The 17,053-nt window shown below is 68.7% G+C and carries 20 protein-coding genes; 4 read left to right on the plus strand and 16 right to left on the minus strand.

All coding sequences use genetic code 11. From position 1 onward, the window contains the following. Positions 1-118 precede the first annotated feature (118 nt). Together pspA and pspM are read left to right on the plus strand one after the other, a co-directional pair. Positions 119-946 carry a phage shock protein PspA gene (gene pspA, locus H7I57_RS13200; protein ID WP_264023979.1) on the plus strand — a complete coding sequence of 276 codons (828 nt, stop codon included), beginning with the start codon at positions 119-121 and terminating at the stop codon, positions 944-946. A 25-nt stretch (positions 947-971) separates the two neighbouring features. Then, a complete protein-coding gene (gene pspM, locus H7I57_RS13205) occupies positions 972-1,790 on the plus strand; it encodes a phage shock envelope stress response protein PspM (RefSeq protein ID WP_264023980.1) in 819 nt (272 codons plus the stop codon). Positions 1,791-1,816: 26 nt separating this feature from the next. On the opposite strand, the gene H7I57_RS13210 is transcribed toward pspM, so the two are convergent. Then, complete coding sequence (locus tag H7I57_RS13210; protein ID WP_264023981.1) at positions 1,817-2,278, minus strand: limonene-1,2-epoxide hydrolase family protein; 462 nt, start codon at positions 2,276-2,278, stop codon at positions 1,817-1,819. A gap of 41 nt (positions 2,279-2,319) precedes the next feature. Here H7I57_RS13210 and H7I57_RS13215 point away from each other — a divergent pair, with 41 nt between their 5' ends. Both H7I57_RS13215 and H7I57_RS13220 read left to right on the plus strand, forming a co-directional pair. Next, the gene (locus tag H7I57_RS13215; protein ID WP_264023982.1) at positions 2,320-3,492 is read left to right on the plus strand and encodes a glycosyltransferase; all 1,173 of its coding nucleotides are present in this window, start codon (positions 2,320-2,322) and stop codon (positions 3,490-3,492) included. 9 nt (positions 3,493-3,501) lie between these two features. Then, positions 3,502-3,696: a DUF3046 domain-containing protein gene (locus H7I57_RS13220; RefSeq protein WP_264023983.1), complete on the plus strand. Its 195-nt coding sequence runs from the start codon at positions 3,502-3,504 to the stop codon at positions 3,694-3,696. Between the two features lie 16 nt (positions 3,697-3,712). Here H7I57_RS13220 and H7I57_RS13225 read toward each other — a convergent pair whose 3' ends face one another. The 15 genes from H7I57_RS13225 to H7I57_RS13290 all read right to left on the minus strand — a co-directional run bounded on the left by H7I57_RS13225 (position 3,713) and on the right by H7I57_RS13290 (position 16,931). Continuing rightward, entirely contained in the window at positions 3,713-3,901 is a 189-nt protein-coding gene (locus H7I57_RS13225; protein ID WP_264023984.1) for a hypothetical protein, read from the minus strand. A gap of 66 nt (positions 3,902-3,967) precedes the next feature. Next, positions 3,968-4,720 (minus strand): DUF6390 family protein, encoded by a 753-nt coding sequence (locus H7I57_RS13230; protein ID WP_264023985.1) that lies wholly within the window; start codon positions 4,718-4,720, stop codon positions 3,968-3,970. Further along, entirely contained in the window at positions 4,721-5,794 is a 1,074-nt protein-coding gene (hypE, locus tag H7I57_RS13235) for a hydrogenase expression/formation protein HypE (RefSeq protein ID WP_275081226.1), read from the minus strand. It lies immediately after the preceding gene. Next, the gene (hypD, locus tag H7I57_RS13240; protein WP_264023986.1) at positions 5,787-6,887 is read right to left on the minus strand and encodes a hydrogenase formation protein HypD; all 1,101 of its coding nucleotides are present in this window, start codon (positions 6,885-6,887) and stop codon (positions 5,787-5,789) included. The genes hypE and hypD overlap by 8 nt, the downstream gene beginning before the upstream one ends. Beyond that, positions 6,884-7,213 (minus strand): HypC/HybG/HupF family hydrogenase formation chaperone, encoded by a 330-nt coding sequence (locus tag H7I57_RS13245; RefSeq protein ID WP_264023987.1) that lies wholly within the window; start codon positions 7,211-7,213, stop codon positions 6,884-6,886. Before H7I57_RS13245 ends, hypD begins: the two co-directional genes overlap by 4 nt. A 20-nt stretch (positions 7,214-7,233) precedes the next feature. Beyond that, positions 7,234-9,525: a carbamoyltransferase HypF gene (gene hypF, locus H7I57_RS13250; protein ID WP_264023988.1), complete on the minus strand. Its 2,292-nt coding sequence runs from the start codon at positions 9,523-9,525 to the stop codon at positions 7,234-7,236. Next, on the minus strand, positions 9,522-9,770 hold the full coding sequence (locus H7I57_RS13255; RefSeq protein ID WP_264023989.1) for a HypC/HybG/HupF family hydrogenase formation chaperone: 249 nt from the start codon (positions 9,768-9,770) through the stop codon (positions 9,522-9,524). Before H7I57_RS13255 ends, hypF begins: the two co-directional genes overlap by 4 nt. 3 nt (positions 9,771-9,773) lie before the next feature. Further along, positions 9,774-10,259 carry a hydrogenase maturation protease gene (locus H7I57_RS13260; RefSeq protein WP_264024047.1) on the minus strand — a complete coding sequence of 162 codons (486 nt, stop codon included), beginning with the start codon at positions 10,257-10,259 and terminating at the stop codon, positions 9,774-9,776. A gap of 12 nt (positions 10,260-10,271) precedes the next feature. Next, positions 10,272-10,391, minus strand: a complete 120-nt coding sequence (locus tag H7I57_RS33740; RefSeq protein ID WP_372510214.1) for a DUF6893 family small protein — start codon at positions 10,389-10,391, stop codon at positions 10,272-10,274. Beyond that, positions 10,382-11,743: a hypothetical protein gene (locus H7I57_RS13265; RefSeq protein WP_264023990.1), complete on the minus strand. Its 1,362-nt coding sequence runs from the start codon at positions 11,741-11,743 to the stop codon at positions 10,382-10,384. The genes H7I57_RS33740 and H7I57_RS13265 overlap by 10 nt, the downstream gene beginning before the upstream one ends. After that, on the minus strand, positions 11,740-12,393 hold the full coding sequence (locus H7I57_RS13270) for a DUF6084 family protein (RefSeq protein ID WP_264023991.1): 654 nt from the start codon (positions 12,391-12,393) through the stop codon (positions 11,740-11,742). The genes H7I57_RS13265 and H7I57_RS13270 overlap by 4 nt, the downstream gene beginning before the upstream one ends. Further along, positions 12,390-13,046 (minus strand): DUF5947 family protein, encoded by a 657-nt coding sequence (locus H7I57_RS13275; protein ID WP_264023996.1) that lies wholly within the window; start codon positions 13,044-13,046, stop codon positions 12,390-12,392. Before H7I57_RS13275 ends, H7I57_RS13270 begins: the two co-directional genes overlap by 4 nt. Beyond that, a complete protein-coding gene (locus H7I57_RS13280) occupies positions 13,046-13,987 on the minus strand; it encodes a NifU-related iron-sulfur-binding protein (RefSeq protein ID WP_264023998.1) in 942 nt (313 codons plus the stop codon). Before H7I57_RS13280 ends, H7I57_RS13275 begins: the two co-directional genes overlap by 1 nt. Before the next feature lie 3 nt (positions 13,988-13,990). Further along, the gene (locus H7I57_RS13285; protein ID WP_264024000.1) at positions 13,991-15,787 is read right to left on the minus strand and encodes a nickel-dependent hydrogenase large subunit; all 1,797 of its coding nucleotides are present in this window, start codon (positions 15,785-15,787) and stop codon (positions 13,991-13,993) included. Positions 15,788-15,875: 88 nt separating this feature from the next. Further along, positions 15,876-16,931, minus strand: coding sequence for an NADH-quinone oxidoreductase subunit B family protein (locus H7I57_RS13290; protein WP_264024002.1), 1,056 nt, complete (start codon positions 16,929-16,931; stop codon positions 15,876-15,878). Between the last annotated feature and the right edge of the window lie 122 nt (positions 16,932-17,053).

The following is a 17,053-nucleotide window of genomic DNA, read 5'->3' on the forward strand; positions in this document are numbered from 1 at the left end:
GAACCGATAAGTTGGGACGAGGCACTTCAGGCACAGCTGGGGCTGTCCGACACACATCCGAACACGGACACACATCAGAACACCTGCACACCCCCGAACATGAAGGCGGAGCGAACCGATGGCCAATCCGTTCACCAAGGCGTGGAAATACCTCATGGCGCTGTTCAGCTCGAAGGTCGACGAGTACGCCGACCCCAAGGTGCAGATCCAGCAGGCGATCGAAGAGGCCCAGCGCCAGCACCAGGCTCTGACCCAGCAGGCCGCGCAGGTGATCGGCAATCAGCGTCAGCTGGAGATGCGTTTGAACCGTCAGCTCGCCGACATCGAGAAGCTGCAGGTCAACGTCCGTCAGGCGCTGACGCTGGCAGATCAGGCCGTCGCCGCTGGTGATGCCGCCAAGGCCACCGAGTACAACAACGCCGCCGAGGCGTTCGCCGCGCAGCTGGTGACCGCCGAGCAGAGCGTCGAGGACCTGAAGGGGCTGCACGACCAGGCGCTCGGCGCGGCCGGGCAGGCCAAGAAGGCTGTCGAGCAGAACGCGATGATGCTCCAGCAGAAGATCGCCGAGCGCACCAAGCTGCTCAGCCAGCTCGAGCAGGCGAAGATGCAGGAGCAGGTCAGCTCGTCGTTGCGGTCGATGAGCGAGTTGGCCGCGCCGGGCACCACCCCCAGCCTCGAAGAGGTGCGGCAGAAGATCGAGCGCCGCTACGCCAACGCCATGGGCGAGGCCGAGTTGGCGCAGAACTCGGTGCAGGGCCGGATGCTCGAGGTACAGCAGGCCAGCGTCCAGATGGCCGGCCATTCGCGGCTCGAGCAGATCCGGGCGTCGATGCGCGGCGAGCAGCTGCCCGCCGGTGGCCAAGCCAGCCCGGCCTCGGCCGCCCAGACGCCGGCGACGCCGGCCGCGAACCCGAACCCGACACCGGAAAACCCGCTGTCGCAGTAATTTTGGAGAATGCAGGGGTGTGTCGATGAGTGCACGGACCAGCAGACCGGAGGCCTGGCGTTCGATGGCGCAACGCGGGGTCGACACCGCCGCGGAGTGGTCGGACATGCTGGCCGCAAAACTCAACGCCGCCGCCGACCCGCGGGCGAAGCTGTTGCGCAAGCGGCGCTGGGCGCTGCGCCTCGGGGTGTTCTTCACCGTTTCGGCCGTGTTCTGGGTGGGTGTGACCGCACTGCTGGCATCGTGGAGCACCCCGGTCTGGGCGCTGTTCATCCCGTCGCCCATCGCCGTCGGTGCGGCGTTCCTCGCGACGCTGTCGTTCCTGCGCTATCGCTGGCTGCGTGGTGAGCCCCTGCCGCCGCAGCGGTCGCGGGCAGCGCGGCGGTTGCCGCCGTGGGGGTCGGCCGCCCGGCAGCCCATGGCCGCGCTGGCGGCCTCCGAACGCGGGCTGACCTCTCTGCTGGGAGTCATGGAGCGGGGCCGGATGCTGCCCGCCGAGGAACTGCGGGAACTGCGGGTCGCCGCCGAACTGACGGTGGCGACGATGGCCGCCACCGCCACCGAGGTGGTGTCGATGGAGCGCGCCATCAACGCGGCGCCGCAGTCGCGCGCCCACCTCGCTCCGACGATCGCCGCCTTCAGGACACAACTCGACCGTGGTGCCCACCAGTACAACGAGATGGTCTCTGCGGCGGCGCAATTGGTTTCGGCCGCGAACTCGGGGACGATGTCGAGTTCGCCGATGTCGCAGCGGCGCTACCGCGATGAACTCGCGATGGCCACCGACCGGTTGACGGGCTGGGCGCAGGCGTTCGACGAACTGGGCCGCCTCAAAGGGGCCTAGAGCCTCCTAGAACCTGCCCCCCGGGGTCAGAATGTCGGGCGCAGCGACGGGAACACCGCCGCGGCCACGGCCCGCAGCGGAGCCTTCACCAGCGCGTCGAAGAAGTCGAAGTAGTCGCGCCACAGCACGACCTTGCCGTCGCGGACCTCGAACGTGCCGCACACCCAGAACTGCAGCCGCAGCGGCCCGATGATCAGCGCGTCGGTGCGTTCGGTGAGCACCACGTCGCCGTTGGAGGCGATGCGGTGGAACTTGACGGCGAAACCTGCCCTGCCCTGCCCGCTGCGCAACAGCTTCATCACCCGGTCGCGTCCGCGGATCGACGGCAACCCGACGTTCTGCCAGATCAGCTCCGGCGCCGCCAGTGACTCCACGGTGTCGAAATCCTCGTCGGCCAGGGCGAACAGGAACGTCTGCACGGTGTGAGCGTTGGCGCCTGTCGTCGTGAACACCGTCGGCTGCAGCGAATCCGGGGCCTTGTCAGTCATCGCTCGAGCCTAACGGCGGATGCTGTGGCAGGGTAGCCCGCATGCGCGTCGCCGTGGTCGCCGGACCCGACCCCGGACACGCGTTCCCGGCCATCGCGCTGTGCCTGCGATTCCTGGCCGCCGGCGACACCCCGACCCTGCTCACCGGCAGGAAATGGCTCGATGTGGCGCGCGCCGAAGGCGTCGACGCGGCCGAACTCGACGGACTCGATCCGACTGAGGTCGACGACGACACCGACGCCGGGGCGAAGATCCACCAGCGCGCCGCGCGGATGGCGGTGCTGAACAAGCAGCGGATCGGTGATCTTGCGCTCGATCTGGTGATCTCCGATTCGATCACCACCTGCGGTGGGCTGGCCGCCGATCTGCTGGGCGTTCCGTGGATCGAGCTGAACACCCATCCGCTCTATCGTCCGTCGAAGGGGCTGCCGCCGATAGGCAGCGGGCTCGCCCCCGGGACCGGGCTGCGCGGCCGGCTGCGCGACACCGTCCTGCGGGCTCTCAGCGCCCGCTCGTGGCGCGAGGGTCTGCGCCAGCGGTCCGAGGTGCGCGTCGGGATCGGTCTGCCCGCCGAGGATCCCGGGCCGCGTCGACGCCTTATCGCCACGCTGCCGGCCCTCGAGGTGCCGCGACCGGACTGGCCCGAGGAGGCCGTGATGGTGGGGCCTCTGCATTTCGAGCCGACCAAGTCGGTGTTGCCGCTGCCCGCCGGCGACGGCCCCGTCGTGGTGGTCGCCCCCTCGACGGCGAACACCGGCGCCGAGGGGCTCACCGAGATGGCACTGCAGACACTCGTCCCCGGCGAGGTCCTCCCGGACGGTTCGCGGGTGGCGGTATCCCGGTTGGAGGGGCCCGACGGGCCGATCCCGCCCTGGGCGGTGGTGGGCCTCGGGCGCCAGGACGAACTACTGTCCGGCGCGGATCTGCTGATCTGCGGGGGCGGGCACGGAACCGTTGCCAAAGCACTGCTGGCCGGTGTGCCCATGGTGATCGTCCCCGGTGGTGGCGACCAGTGGGAGATCGCCAATCGTGTTGTGCGCCAGGGCAGTGCGCAGCTGATCCGGCCGCTGACCGCGGCGGCGCTGGCCGCGGCGACGCAGGAAGTGCTCGGATCCCCGCGCTACCGGGAGGCCGCGCGGCGGGCCGGTGCCGGCGCCGAGACGGTGCCAGATCCGGTACGGGTGTGCCATGAAGCGCTCGGTGCGTGGGCGTAAGTTGGGCCCGTGCGGCTCACCGAATTCTCTGAGCTCGTCGCCCGCCAGTTCGGCGCGGTGCGGGCCTCGTCGATGCTGATCGACCACGTGCTGACGAGCATGGGCGGGCGCACCGCGGCGCAGGCCATCGAGGACGGCGTCGACCCGCGCGAGGTGTGGCGGGCGCTGTGTGCCGACTTCGACGTCCCACGCGACCAGTGGTGACGACGTCCTGCCCGGTCTACCCGTCGCTGTCCCGGTCCGGCTCGCCCGCCTCGTCGTGTGCCGGCACGCTCTCGTCGCCGCGGTAGCTGCCCGACGGCCGGTCGGTGGGTCCGGCCGACGGCTCATCCGACCCGGTGTCGCGTGACCCGGGAGCGCCGCGCTCGTCCTGGGGTTCTTCTGAAAGATGTTCACCCGGGGTGCTCATGTCGTCTCCTCACGGTCGCCCGCGCGATGCGGTCGACTCCCTGAGCGGCTACCCGTGTGACGGCGGTCACAAACCGCCGGGCGGCGGTCGCGAGGCGACCCGCACCGCGTTCACCAGCGTCAACGTCGTACGCGTCGCGGTGTCCAGCGCGGTCACCTCGGCGTCGGTCAGAGCGTCGCAGGCCCAGTCCCAGTGGGCCGACACCGTCTGACCGGGGATCGGCCTTTCGGCCAGGGACAGACCGTCCCTGCGCCACCGCACCCGCTCGGCTCTGGGTTCGGCAAGCCCGAGCGCACCGGAGCGGAATGTCAGCGGGCGCGAGACGATCACGGCGTGGTCGTCGTCCACCGCATCGACGACACCCCAGCGAATCCTGCAGGCCTGCATGACCTTCAGCGGTGTTTCCGGGTCGCGATCCAGAAACCGCGCCCACGGGTACACCACGAAGACGTGAAAGCTGTGGTTGGCCAGCACGCCGTCAGGCGGTACCTCGGCGAGCAAGCCCGTGACCTGCCCGCTGAACGCGGCCCGCAACCGGGCCAGCAGTGCCGGTGCGTCCACCTCGGCCAACAGCGGCCCGCCCAACCAGTAGCTGCGCACGATCTGCTCATCGAGCGCATCCGGCCGGCCCGCCGTGTCGGCGAGAGCACTCAGATACGGCCAGGCACCGTCGAATTCGCGGGCGTAACCGGCGAGGTCCGCACCACTGGGGAGGGCATCGGTGCCGGGTGGCCCGCAGTATCCGAGCTCGTTGGGCGGGAAGGCGTACCTCGCGAACAACGCGTGGCCGGGACGGGTGTGGTGGCCGACCGCCGCCATTCAGCAGATCCGCGGAAGTTGTTCGCCGATGGGCAGATCGACCACCCGGGTGCCGCCGAGCGCGGTGCGCGCCACCACCATCCCCGGGTGTTCGGAGACGCAGCCACCGATCACCGCGGCGCGTCCGCCGTAGGGATGGGCGCGCATCGCGGCGAGCACCCGCTCGGCGTCCTCGGGGGCGACGAACGCGATCAGCTTGCCCTCGTTGGCGACGTAGAGCGGGTCGAGACCCAGCAGCCCGCACGCATCGCGGACCTCACCCGGTATCGGAAAAGACCGCTCGGTCAACGAGATTCCGACGCCCGCGGCCCTGGCGATCTCGTTAAGGGTGGCACCGACACCGCCCCTGGTGGGGTCGCGCAGGGTATGGATGTCCGCCCCGGTGTCGATCATCGCCGCGACCAGTCCGTGCAGCGGTGCGCTGTCGCTGGCGACGGTGGTTTCGAACTCCAGACCCTCGCGGCAACTCATCACCGCGACGCCGTGCACGCCGATGTCACCGCTGACTATCACCACGTCCCCGGGGCGGGCCCGCTGCGGACGGATGTCGGCGCGTTTGTCCACCAGACCGATGCCCGCGGTGTTGATGTAGACGCCGTCCCCGTGGCCGGAGTCGACCACCTTGGTGTCGCCGGTCACCAACTTCACACCGGCCGCCAACGCCGCGGTGCCCACGGCGTGGGCGACCAGGGCGAGTTCGGACAGCGCGGTGCCCTCCTCGAGGATGAACGCGGTGGACAGGGCCATCGGCTGCGCGCCGGCCATCGCCAGGTCGTTCACGGTGCCGTTGACCGCGAGGTCACCGATGCTGCCGCCGGGGAAGAACAGCGGCTTGACGACATAGGAGTCGGTCGAGAACGCCAATCGCTCGGCGCCGACCTGCAGCACCGCCGAATCACCCATCGCCGCATCGGCCGCGGAGCCGAACGCGGGCAGAAACAGATGCTCGATGAGCTCGGCCGACATCGCCCCGCCCCCGCCGTGTCCCATCAGGATGTTGGGGGCGTCGCGCAGCGGCGCCGGACACACCCAGGCCTCCATGTCGATGGCCGCCGGCCGGGGCGTCTCAGGCATGCGTCACCTCCAGCCGCCGGTACAGGTAGTAGGCGGCGCACGCGCCCTCCGAGGACACCATGGTGGCGCCGAGCGGATTGCGCGGTGTGCACAGCGTGCCGAAGGCCGAGCATTCGTGCGGCTTGATGAAGCCCTGCAACACCTCGCCGGAACGGCACACCGCGGACTCCTCGGTGCGGATGTCCGTCACCGCGAATCGGTGCTCGGCGTCGTAGTCGCGGTACTTGGCCGACAGCCGCCAGCCGCTGGAGGGGATCATCCCGATGCCTCGCCACGACCGATCGGTCACCTCGAACACGTCGAGCAGCATCGACTTGGCCGCGGCGTTGCCCTCGGCGCGTACCGCGCGCGGATAGGCGTTCTCCAACTCGTGGCGGCCGGATTCCAGTTGCAGCACGGTGCGGCGGATGCCTTCGAGGATGTCCAGCGGCTCGAACCCTGTCACCACGATCGGGATGCCGTACTTGTCGCACAGCGGCGGATACTCCTCGGTCCCCATGACACTGCAGACGTGGCCCGCGGCCAGGAACGCCTGTACCCGGCAGGTGGGCGACTCCATGATCGCCGCGATGGCAGGCGGCACCAGCACGTGTGAGACCAGCAGCGAGAAGTTCTCGATGCCGAGCCGGCTGGCCTGGTACACCGTCATCGCGTTGGCCGGCGCGGTGGTCTCGAATCCGATCCCGAAGAACACCACCTGCTTGTCGGGGTTGTCCTTGGCGATGGTGAGCGCGTCCAGCGGTGAATACACCACCCGCACGTCGCCGCCCTCGCTCTTGATCCGGAACAGATCCTTGCCGCTGCCGGGAACCCGCAGCATGTCGCCGAACGAGCAGAAGATGACATCGGGCCTCGATGCGATCTCCAGTGCTTTGTCGATGATCTCCAGCGGTGTCACGCACACCGGACATCCCGGCCCGTGGATCATCTCGATCTCGTCGGGCAGCAATTGGTCGATACCGTGGCGGATGATCGAGTGGGTCTGTCCGCCACAGACTTCCATGATGGCCCAGCGCCTGCTGGTGGCCGCCCGGATCTGATCTACCAGCTTGCCCGCCAGTTCAGGGTCGCTGAACTCGTCCAGGTACTTCATCGCGTCACCTCAGAATCTGCATCGGTCGTGACAGGTGCCTCGGGGTTGGTCAGACCGGCCTGCCGGGCGGCCAGTTCGAAACCGTCACCGAACTCCTCCTCGAGCACCCCGAGGCGCTCGAACTCGGCCAGTGTCTGCATCGCCGATTCCTCGTCGAGACGCTGAATCGCGAAACCGACATGCACCACTACGTATTCGCCCACCTGGGCGTCGGGTATGTACTGCAGGCAGACGTCCTTCTGGACGCCGCCGAAGTCGACCACCGACATCAGCGTGCCGTCGCGGTCCTCCGTCCGCAGAATTCTTCCCGGTACCGCCAGACACATGAGCAGTCCTCCTTCTTCCGCTAGCCTGAGTTCCCGACCATGAGCTGACCCAGCGCGACACCGCCGTCGTTGGGTGGTACCCGATGGTGCGTGATCACCTCGAAACCCTTGGCTGCCAACGCGGTCGACGAGTTCCGTGTCAGCAGCATATTCTGGAACACCCCGCCCGACAGTGCGACGGTGCCGGTGCCCGTCGCGCACTCGACGGCGAGGTCGACGATCAACTCGGCCACCGCGGCGTGGAAGCGGGCGCCGATCACCCCAGCAGGCACCCCGGCGCGCACATCGTCGACGGCGGCGCGCAGCAGGGGAGCGGGATCGATGAGTGCGGGCCCGTCGACGTCGAGGTCGACGTCGAAGCGGTATCGCACCGCGCCGGGCCCGACGTCGCGCGACAGGCCTTCGAGTTCGATCGCGGCCTGCGCTTCGTAGTCCACCACCTGGCGCACGCCCGCCAGTGCCGACACGGCGTCGAACAACCGGCCCATGCTCGACGTCGGCACACAGCCCAGCCCGGTCTCGAGTTGATGCCGCAGCACCCCGCGCTCGTTCGGCGGGCAGGCGTCCACCGGTGCCAGGTCGTCGGCCCACGGCACCCCCGCCGCCCACAGGTGCGCCATCGCCATCCGGTAGGGCCGCAGCACGCTGACGTCACCGCCCGGCAGCGGCACATACCTGAGGTGGGCCATCCGCCGGAACGCCTTGTAATCGGCGAGCAGGACCTCACCACCCCAGACCGCGCCGTCGGGCCCGTAACCGGTGCCGTCGAAGGCGAACCCGAGCACCTGGCCGGCGCCGTCCAAACCGTGTTCGGCCATCACCGCGGCGATGTGGGCGTGGTGGTGTTGCACCTGGCGCACCGGCCGGCCATCGGCGTGCCGATGCGCCCACGAGGTCGAGCGGTACCCGGGGTGGGCGTCGGCGACGACGAGTTCCGGGTGCACCCCGGTCAGCGCGCCGAGGTGTCCCGCCGCGGACTCGAACGCCGTCAGCGTGGCCAGATCGTCCATGTCGCCGATGTGCTGGCTCAGCCACGCATAGCGGCCCTCGGCGACGGCCAGGGTGTTCTTCAGGTCCGCGCCGACCGCCAGCGTCGGCTGCACCGACATCGGCAGCGCGACCGGCAGCGGCGCATAGCCGCGCGACCGGCGGATGGGGAGCTCGGTGCCGGATACGACCCGCACCACGGAGTCGTCACACGGCACCAGGATCGGCCGGTCATGCGACAACCAGCCATCGGCGAGGTGCGAGAGTCGTTCTGCCGCATCGTCGTCGCGATGACAGATCGGCTCCCCGCCGAGGTTGCCCGACGTCATCACCAGCGCGGCAGGCCCGGGTTCGTCGCCGGGAAGCCCGAACAGCAGCGTGTGCAACGGGGTGTAGGCCAGCATCACCCCGAGGTCGGGATTGTGCGGGGCGACCGACGCGGCGACCGGTGCGGACGGTGAGCGCGCCAGCAACACGATGGGCCGCTGCGGTCCGGACAGCAGCCGTGCCGAGCAGTCGTCGACCGTGCACAGCGTGCGCGCCCCCGCCAGGTCGGCGACCATCACGGCGAAGGGCTTGTCGCCGCGCTTCTTCCGGCGCCGCAGCTCGGACACCGCGTCGTCGTCGGCGGCGTCGCAGGCCAGGTGGTAGCCCCCGATTCCCTTGACCGCCAGGATGCCGCCGTCACGCAGCAGCCGCCGTGCCCGCCGCAGCCCGTCCTCGGAGGTGCTGCGATGGCCCTTCCTGTCGCGGTAGGACAGGGTCGGGCCGCACCGCGGGCAGCACACCGGTTGTGCGTGGAAGCGGCGATCGGTCGGGTCGGCGTATTCACCCGCGCACTCCGCGCACATCGGAAAGCCCGCCATCGTGGTGTTCACCCGGTCGTAGGGGAGTGCCGCGATGATCGTGAACCGCGGACCACAGTTGGTGCAGTTGACGAACGGGTGCCGGTACCGCCGATCGGACGGGTCGCGTTGCTCGGCCTCGCAGTCGGCGCAGATGGCCACATCGGGGGAGACCAGCGTGCGGCCGCCGTCGGAGCGGGAGGTGTCGGCGATCCGGAAGTCGGTGCCGCCGACAGTCGGGATGTCTTGAACGGCAACGGTTTCGATGACAGCGAGCGGTGGAGGGTCGGCGCGCAGCCGGTCGAGGAATCCCTCGATGTCACCCGGCTCGCCCTCGACCTCGATGATCGCACCGCAACTGTCGTTACGCACGCAACCGGACAGGCCCGCCTCCACGGCAGCGGTGTACACGAACGGCCGGAAGCCGACGCCCTGGACCACGCCGTGCACCATGACCCGCCGCCGGCACCGGCCGGTCATGGCGGATCCTCGCTCCCGCTGCCCATCAGCTTCAGGCCCGCCAGCGCGGTGTCGGCGCCCGCCTTGTCGGTCTTCTCGACGACGAAACCCATGTGGATGATCACCCAGTCACCGGCTTCGAACGTCTCCTCGGGCAGCATGCCGACGTTGACCTTGCGGGACTCGCCCGCGACATCGACGAGGGCGAGTTGGCCGCCGTAGCCCTCGAGCATGTGCAGAACCTGCCCGGGAATGCCGAGACACATCGCTCAGCCCTCCCGCGCCGCGGTGCGCGCCGACAGTCTGGCCACCACGTCCTCGACCGTGTGTACTGCGTCGGGCATCGCCGCCGCGACCACGTCCGAGAGACCGATACCGTCCTCGATACAGCCGACTTCACAACCGATCACTACGGTGTAGGGCGGTTCGCCGCCGAGCGCGCGCAGGCTCGCGAACACCGCCGCCGGGTCCATCGCGTGGGCATCCAGCCCGGTTGCGGCTGAGAGGTCGTGATCCGCCTCGAAGACGTGCAGGGTGCCCGGTGCGCCCCGGTTGGGCAGCGCGTCGACGAGCACCAACCCGCGGTAACCGTCGAGCAGGTCGTATGCCAGGTGCATGCCCCGGATCCCGTAATCCGTTGCCCGCACCGCCGGGTCGGTGAGCCGCGGCGTGACACGGCGCAACACCTCGGGGCCGAACCCGTCGTCCCCGAGGAAGATGTTGCCGATTCCGGCCACCAGAGTGGTTGGCGTGATGAGTCCGCCCTGCTACATCCGGCGCATCTTCAGGTACCGCTTGGCGTCGGGCACCGACCGAACACCGAGCGTCACCGCGAACACTATGACCACCGCCACCATCGCGGTGGCGATCCAGCCGACTACTGCCATCTCGAACTCCTTTCCGGGCTGAGCTCCTGAATGTCGAGAGGTTCGACTTCGTCAGGCGCGAAGTACAGGTAACGGCCGTACCACTCGTGCAGGTCGGCGGCCGGGTCGTCCTCGATCACCACCCCGATGTGGGTTTCTCCGTCGACCGTCTCGTGCACCGACGTAACGCGCGCGACCCGGTCCGCGTAGAACAGGTCCTGGGCGTCGGCGCGCCGCGTGGGACGCAGCCGCACCCGGCTGCCGCAACTCACCCGAACGCCGTCGACCAGCACGGCGTCCACCCCGGGATTCACGGCGTTGTCGGCCATCGGGTCCCACCAGTCGACGCCCTCGGGGATCTCGGGGATCAGCCCGGCAACGTCGGTTCGGGCATGCGGATCACGCAGCACACCATGCAGATTGAGCAATGCCTCCGGCGACATCGTGTCACACCGGTCGATGATCTGTGCGGCCAACGGATCGGTGGCGCGGGCCTGGGCCTTCTCCTCGTCGGTCATCGTCATGATGCGCAGCGTCAGGATCTCGTCGATCTCGGTCGAGTCGTACAGCGCGCCGTCGCTCTGTTCGGCGATCTCGGGATGGTCGTACAGGATGATCGGTGAGATCAGCATCAGGTCGCGGGCGTCGGGCGGTCCGGCCAGCACCGGGAAGCAGCGGTGGCGCCGGCACCGCGCCACCGCGGCGGTGGCCCCGGGTGGGGGTTCGAGCAGCGATACGAACTCCCCGCCCCGCACCTCGGTGAGCATATGAGTGCCTATCAGGGACGTGGCGATCGCCGCGTCCTTGTCGACGGCGGGCGCGGCGATGTTGCGGACCGCCACGCTGACCCGGGTCAATCCGTCGTCGGGTTCGGCGGACAGCATCAGTTCGGCCCGAAGTTCGCGCCGGGTCCGCACCAGCCGACCGCCGTCCACGGCTTCGATCTCGGTACCGGGTGGCACCACGAGAGGGAGGCGCAGCGTGTTCTCGAGTTCGGTCAGGGCGAACGGGCCGAACGAGATCTCGCGCTCGACGGCCTCATCCCACGTCAGCCACGACCGATCGCCGGCGACGAGTTCGTCCGCCGGCTCGAAACCGCCGTCGTCCGTGCGGTGTTCGACCGCGCGGTGCTGTAGCTGCAGGAAGCGCACCACGACCGACAGCGTCGTCGTACCGGCCGGCCGCACCAGCACGTCGGCGGACAGGGTGTCGTCCTCGCCGATGCCGCTGTGTTCGGCGTCCTGCGGGCCGAGCACCCCGAACTGCCAGCGGGACTGGTTCTTGGCCGACGTCGCGCGGTACGGGTACAGCAGATAGCCCTCGTAGAGAACGGCGTCGGCGACCGCACGGGCGCGGTCCCACACGGTGCTCATCGGACGTCCTCGCTGGCCCGCTCCAGCAGCGAGGTGATGGCCGCGTCGTGCGACAGGAGCCCGTGTGCGCGTCGGTACGACGCGAGCGCGTCGACGGTGTCGCGGTCCAGCCGCAGCCAGCCGGTGTTCGGGAAGTGCTGGTCGATGAGGTCCCGCCAGACGGAGACCGGCATGTCATGGCGGTCCTCGCGATCCCACGGCACCTGCTGGACCGAGAAGCCGCGTGCACCCTGCACGAAAACGGTTCCGCTGAACAGGAACTGAAGCGGGACCGCCCCGCCGCGCAGGGCGTGCAGATACTTCGCGGCGGCCACCTCGAAGTCGTAGGTGCACTCCAGCGGCAGGTCGACCTGGGTGGCCCCGCTGAACCCCGGCACCATCGCCGTGGTGTGCTGCCAGAGGAACGTGTGTTGCGTGGTGGACCACCGGTCACGGGTGCCGAACAGGTCGGTCAGGCCTTCGGCTTCGGCGTCGGAATAGGCGCGCCTCAGCGGATCGATGCGCACCTGGCAGCGCAACGCGATCGCGTGGACCGGTTCGTCACCGATGGCGGCGATGCCGACCCGCGCCACGAGTTTCGGCGTCACGGCGTACGGTTCCGGCGTCACGTCCAGCACCGCGAACGTCACCTCGGTCGTCGGTCCCGTCATCGGGGCACCACCTTGCTGCGGTGCGCGACGGTGTCGAAGAACTCGTCGATGTAGCGGCGCGCGTCCTGCCCGCCGTCGAAGCCGCGCCACAACATCCGCAGCCGGCCGACGAATTCGTAGCAGGCGTCGATCGGCAGCAGGTGGCACACCGGCGGCGCGGCCTGTTCCGCCTCCTCCGCCTCGTTCGGCGCAACCCGCACCAGCAGCGCCTCGGTGTCGTCGGCCAGCATGTCCACCCGCGGATCGGCGGCGCGAAGATCGTTCCAGGACTCCAGCTCCAGCTCGGACTCGGTGGCACCGGCCGGCCCCGGATAGAACGCCACCGTCCGTTCGAGGTGGGAGTTGCGGAAGAAGAACGCCAGACCGACCGGGATCTGCAGGGCGTCCCAGCGGCGGCGGTCGAGCGCGAAATCCGGGAAGGCGAGGTAGCGGTCGGGCACCGCGCGATACCGCAGGGCGGCATGGGGATCGGTGAACAGCAGATAACACCCACGGCAGACGCACATCAGCTGGCGGCCTTCGACGTTGACCACATGCTGGTGCTCGTCGGCGATCTGCTCGGCACACATCTCGCAGGCTTCGCCGGCAGGTCGTGGCGCGGTCCGTACCGCGCGGATGCGGGCCAGCACGTCGTAGGCGTTCCCGGCGCTCATCAGGCCACGCTCTCCGCCGGCGAGCCGGGCAGGGCCATCGAGAGCACGCCGTCGCGCGCCAACACCGGAACCGGGTCGAGACGCCCGGTGGTTCCGTCGATCGACGCTCCGGCGTGCACGACATCGAAGTGGGCGTGGCAGCGGGGGCACCGCAGAACCACGTCGGCCGAGGCCATCCGCCGGTGCAGCACCGCGCCGGCGAGGGACTCACCGCAACCGCCGCAGCGGTCCTGATAGGCGTACACGTCGTCGCCGACGCGACACGCGAGCACCGTCGTCTGCGCGACCCGGAAGCCACCGACCTCGCCGGGCGCCAGTTCGGCCAGGGCGGGCACCGGATGCCATGCGGCGGGGGCATGCCGAGCAGCGTGCACCCGGCTCAGCAGTGACTCCGTCGGGATCACCGTGGCTGTGTCCGGTTCCTGCGCAACGACTTCGATCGAGGCGATCTCGGGAGCGGCGGCACGCACCGCATCCTCGACGGCCAACTCGAGCGTGACGGCCGACGACGGGCAGCTCTTGCAGCTGCCCGAGAACTGCAACCGGACGGTGTGGTTCCCGGGGACCCCGACGACGTCCAGCAGGTGCACGTCACCGCCGTGCGACCCGAGATAGGGGCGCACGGTGTCCAGGGCGTCGGCGATGCGGCGCTCGACCGGGTGCGGGTGCAGACCGTGCACCAGCAGCAGGCTGGCGACGAGGTCGTCGGCGACGAGTGCGTCGGCCACCCCCGGGGCGCCCCGCACCGCGAGCCGCACCAACCGCTCCAGCCCGGCGCCGTAGAGGTCGGTGATCTCGCGGACCAGTTGCTCGGCGCGTTCCCGGGCGGCGGCGCCTCCCGCCGCACTCGCCTCGAGCAGCGCCTCGATCCGGTCGCCCGCCGTGCGCCACCGCGCGTCGTCCTCGGGTCCGTCCACGGGTGTCGATCCAGACGGGCCCATCCGTTATTCCCCGGTGACCGACTGGGTCGGGGAGTGCAACAGGTCCAGGCTCTTGCCGTCGCCCAGGTACATGTGCACCCCGCAGGGCAGACACGGATCGAAGCTGCGCACGGTGCGCATGATGTCGATGCCCTTGAAGTTCTCCCGGCTGTTCTCCTCGAAGATCGGCTGACCCTGCACCGCGTCCTCGTAGGGGCCGGGAGTGCCGTAGCTGTCGCGCGGATTGGCGTTCCACGGTGTCGGTGGATAGGGGTGGTAGTTGGCGATCTTGCCGTCGCGGATCACCATGTGGTGGGACAGCACCCCGCGCACCGCCTCGGTGAAACCACAGCCGATGCCCTCGTCGGGGACGTCGAACTTCTCCCAGGTCTTGGTGCGGCCCGCCCGGATCTCCACCAACGCCTTCTCGGCGAAGTGCAGTGCGCTGGCGGCGGCGTAGGCCTGGAAGTAGGTGCGGGCCCGGTTGCGCTCGATCGTGTTGCTGCCGTACTGCGGGATCTTCCACTCCAGTTCGACGGGGCCCTTCAGCGCCGTCTTGGGCAGATTGATCTGGACGCTGTGGCCGGTCGCCTTCACGTAGCCGATGTCGACCAGGCCGGCCAGCGCGGTCGACCACAGCCGGGCCAGCGGCCCGCCGCCGGTGTCCAACGCCAGATGATCGGTGCCGTCGAACCACCGCGGAGACATCACCCAGCTGTAGTTGTCGTCGAAGTCGCGTTTCTGCGGCTTGGGGTTGGTGTGCTGGTTCCACGGGTGCCGTCGATCCACCGGGTTTCCCAGCGGATCGGTCTTGACGAACATCTCCTGGTCTTCCCAGTCGTCGTAGTACGAACTGCCCAGCAGGATCCGGATGCCGAGGTTGATGTCGACCAGCGACGTGGTGACGAGCTTCCCGTCCACGACCACGCCGGGCGTGACGAACATCTTGCGGCCCCAGTTCTCCATGTCCTTGTAGGCGAAGTTGCAGTGCTCGGGGTCCTGGAACGACCCCCAGCAGCCAAGCAGCGTGCGCCGCAGGCCCACCTGGTCGTAACCGGGCAGTGCCTCGTAGAAGAAGTCGAACAGGTCGTCGTGCATGGGCACGACCTTCTTCATGAACTCGACGTAGCGCATCAGCCGGGTCATGTAGTCGGTCATCAGCTGGATCGTCGCGACCGTGCCCACGCCACCGGGGTAGAGCGTGGAGGGATGCACGTGCCGGCCTTCCATCAGGCAGAACATCTCCCGGGTCCACCGGCTGACCTGCAGTGCCTCGCGGTAGAAGTCGCCGGTGAACGGGTTGAGCGCGCGCATGATGTCGGCGATGGTCCGGTACCCGTGCATGTCCGCGCTCGGCGACTGGGTGTTCTCCGCCTTGGCCAGAACGCTCGGGTTGGTCTCGGAGACCATCTTCTCGCAGTAGTCGACCCCGACCAGGTTCTCCTGGAAGATGTTGTGGTCGAACATGTATTCCGCGGCCTCGCCGAGGTTGACGATCCATTCGGCGACATGCGGGGGCTGCACGCCGTAGGCCATGTTCTGCGCGTAACAGGAACAGGTGGCGTGGTTGTCGCCGCAGATGCCGCAGATCCGGCTGGTGATGAAGTGGGCGTCGCGGGGGTCCTTGCCCTTCATGAAGATCGAATAGCCACGGAAGATCGACGACGTGCTGTGGCACTCGACGACTTCCCGGTTGTCGAAATCGATCTTGGTGTAGATGCCGAGGCTGCCGACGATCCGGGTGATGGGATCCCACGCCATCTCCACCAGTTGGCCGGGATCGCGCTTCACGTGGGACGGCTCGGGGATGATCGTGGTCATCGAATTCTGCTTCTTTCGTCTAGATCGACTGCGCCAGAGAAAGATTCGGCACAGGATGTGTCGCCGAGGGCACCGAAGTGACCCGCACCTACCAGGTGCGGGTCGCGCCGGTCTCGAGTTTGGGGCCGCGACGGCGCCACTTGGGCTCCTTGTCGACGGTCTTGCCGGTGACGTGGCGCAGGCTGCGGATCACGGAGCCGTAGAGGCCGGATGCGGCGGTGGAGACCTTGCCGCCCGGTGGTTCGTCCATGAACGGCATGAACTTGTCGGGGAACCCGGGCATGGTGCAGCCGATGCAGATCCCGCCCACGTTCGGGCACCCGCCGATGCCGTTGATCCAGCCGCGCTTGGGGACGTTGCACTTCACCACCGGACCCCAGCAGCCAAGCTTGACAATGCATTTCGGCGAGCCGTACTCGGTGGCGAAGTCGCCCTGCTCGTAGTAGCCGGCCCGGTCACACCCCTCGTGAACGGTCTGACCGAACAGCCACTGCGGCCGCAGCGCGTCGTCCAGCGGGATCATCGGTGCCTGATCGGTCGCCATGTAGAGCAGGTACGTCAAGGTTTCCGACAGGTTGTCCGGCTGAATCGGGCATCCGGGCACACAGACGATCGGGATGCCCGCCTTGCTCTTCCACTCCCACCCGAGATAGTCGGGGACCCCCATGGCCCCCGTCGGATTTCCCGCCATCGCGTGGATTCCGCCGTAGGTGGCACAGGTGCCGACCGCGACGACCGCGGTCGCCTTGGGGGCGAGCCGGTCCAGCCACTCGCTGGTCGTCATCGGTTGACCTGTTGCCGGGTCGTTGCCGAATCCGCACCAGTACCCTTCGTCGTGGAGTTGCTCGTTGGGGATCGACCCCTCGACGACCAACACGAACGGTTCCAGTTCGCCTCTGTCTGCTCTGAAGAACCATTCGAGGAAGTCGTCCGCACCTCCGTTGGGCCCGCACTCGAAATCGATGAGGGGCCAATGCACGGCGATCTTGGGCAGACCGGGAAGAGCGCCAAGGGCGATCTCCTCGATGCTGGGTTGGGTGGCGGCAGTCAGCGCCACAGAATCGCCGTCGCAACTCAATCCGGCATTGATCCACAGCACGTGGATCAAGGCCTCTTCTGCTTTGACTGCAGCCTCCGTCGGCATTTGTCACAGCTTTCCGAGCTCCGGGCTGGGGAGCCCTGCGCCAATGGAGTCGACCCTCGCCCCTCTTGCGTGGCGCTGTCTCTGGGTCTACTCCGGCGGGTTTGTCTTGTCAACGGAATCTT

Source organism: Mycolicibacterium pyrenivorans (assembly GCF_025821625.1).
Classification (GTDB): Bacteria; Actinomycetota; Actinomycetes; order Mycobacteriales; family Mycobacteriaceae; genus Mycobacterium; species Mycobacterium pyrenivorans.

Excerpts from the sequence above, each read along its gene's own strand:
- pspA (WP_264023979.1), top strand. The coding sequence starts at position 119 with ATGGCCAATCCGTTCACCAAGGCGTGGAAATACCTCATGGCGCTGTTC.
- pspM (WP_264023980.1), top strand. The coding sequence starts at position 972 with ATGAGTGCACGGACCAGCAGACCGGAGGCCTGGCGTTCGATGGCGCAA.
- H7I57_RS13210 (WP_264023981.1), bottom strand. The coding sequence starts at position 2,278 with ATGACTGACAAGGCCCCGGATTCGCTGCAGCCGACGGTGTTCACGACG.
- H7I57_RS13215 (WP_264023982.1), top strand. The coding sequence starts at position 2,320 with ATGCGCGTCGCCGTGGTCGCCGGACCCGACCCCGGACACGCGTTCCCG.
- H7I57_RS13225 (WP_264023984.1), bottom strand. The coding sequence starts at position 3,901 with ATGAGCACCCCGGGTGAACATCTTTCAGAAGAACCCCAGGACGAGCGC.
- H7I57_RS13230 (WP_264023985.1), bottom strand. The coding sequence starts at position 4,720 with ATGGCGGCGGTCGGCCACCACACCCGTCCCGGCCACGCGTTGTTCGCG.
- hypE (WP_275081226.1), bottom strand. The coding sequence starts at position 5,794 with ATGCCTGAGACGCCCCGGCCGGCGGCCATCGACATGGAGGCCTGGGTG.
- hypD (WP_264023986.1), bottom strand. The coding sequence starts at position 6,887 with ATGAAGTACCTGGACGAGTTCAGCGACCCTGAACTGGCGGGCAAGCTG.
- H7I57_RS13245 (WP_264023987.1), bottom strand. The coding sequence starts at position 7,213 with ATGTGTCTGGCGGTACCGGGAAGAATTCTGCGGACGGAGGACCGCGAC.
- hypF (WP_264023988.1), bottom strand. The coding sequence starts at position 9,525 with ATGACCGGCCGGTGCCGGCGGCGGGTCATGGTGCACGGCGTGGTCCAG.
- H7I57_RS13255 (WP_264023989.1), bottom strand. The coding sequence starts at position 9,770 with ATGTGTCTCGGCATTCCCGGGCAGGTTCTGCACATGCTCGAGGGCTAC.
- H7I57_RS33740 (WP_372510214.1), bottom strand. The coding sequence starts at position 10,391 with ATGGCAGTAGTCGGCTGGATCGCCACCGCGATGGTGGCGGTGGTCATA.
- H7I57_RS13265 (WP_264023990.1), bottom strand. The coding sequence starts at position 11,743 with ATGAGCACCGTGTGGGACCGCGCCCGTGCGGTCGCCGACGCCGTTCTC.
- H7I57_RS13270 (WP_264023991.1), bottom strand. The coding sequence starts at position 12,393 with ATGACGGGACCGACGACCGAGGTGACGTTCGCGGTGCTGGACGTGACG.
- H7I57_RS13275 (WP_264023996.1), bottom strand. The coding sequence starts at position 13,046 with ATGAGCGCCGGGAACGCCTACGACGTGCTGGCCCGCATCCGCGCGGTA.
- H7I57_RS13280 (WP_264023998.1), bottom strand. The coding sequence starts at position 13,987 with ATGGGCCCGTCTGGATCGACACCCGTGGACGGACCCGAGGACGACGCG.
- H7I57_RS13285 (WP_264024000.1), bottom strand. The coding sequence starts at position 15,787 with ATGACCACGATCATCCCCGAGCCGTCCCACGTGAAGCGCGATCCCGGC.
- H7I57_RS13290 (WP_264024002.1), bottom strand. The coding sequence starts at position 16,931 with ATGCCGACGGAGGCTGCAGTCAAAGCAGAAGAGGCCTTGATCCACGTG.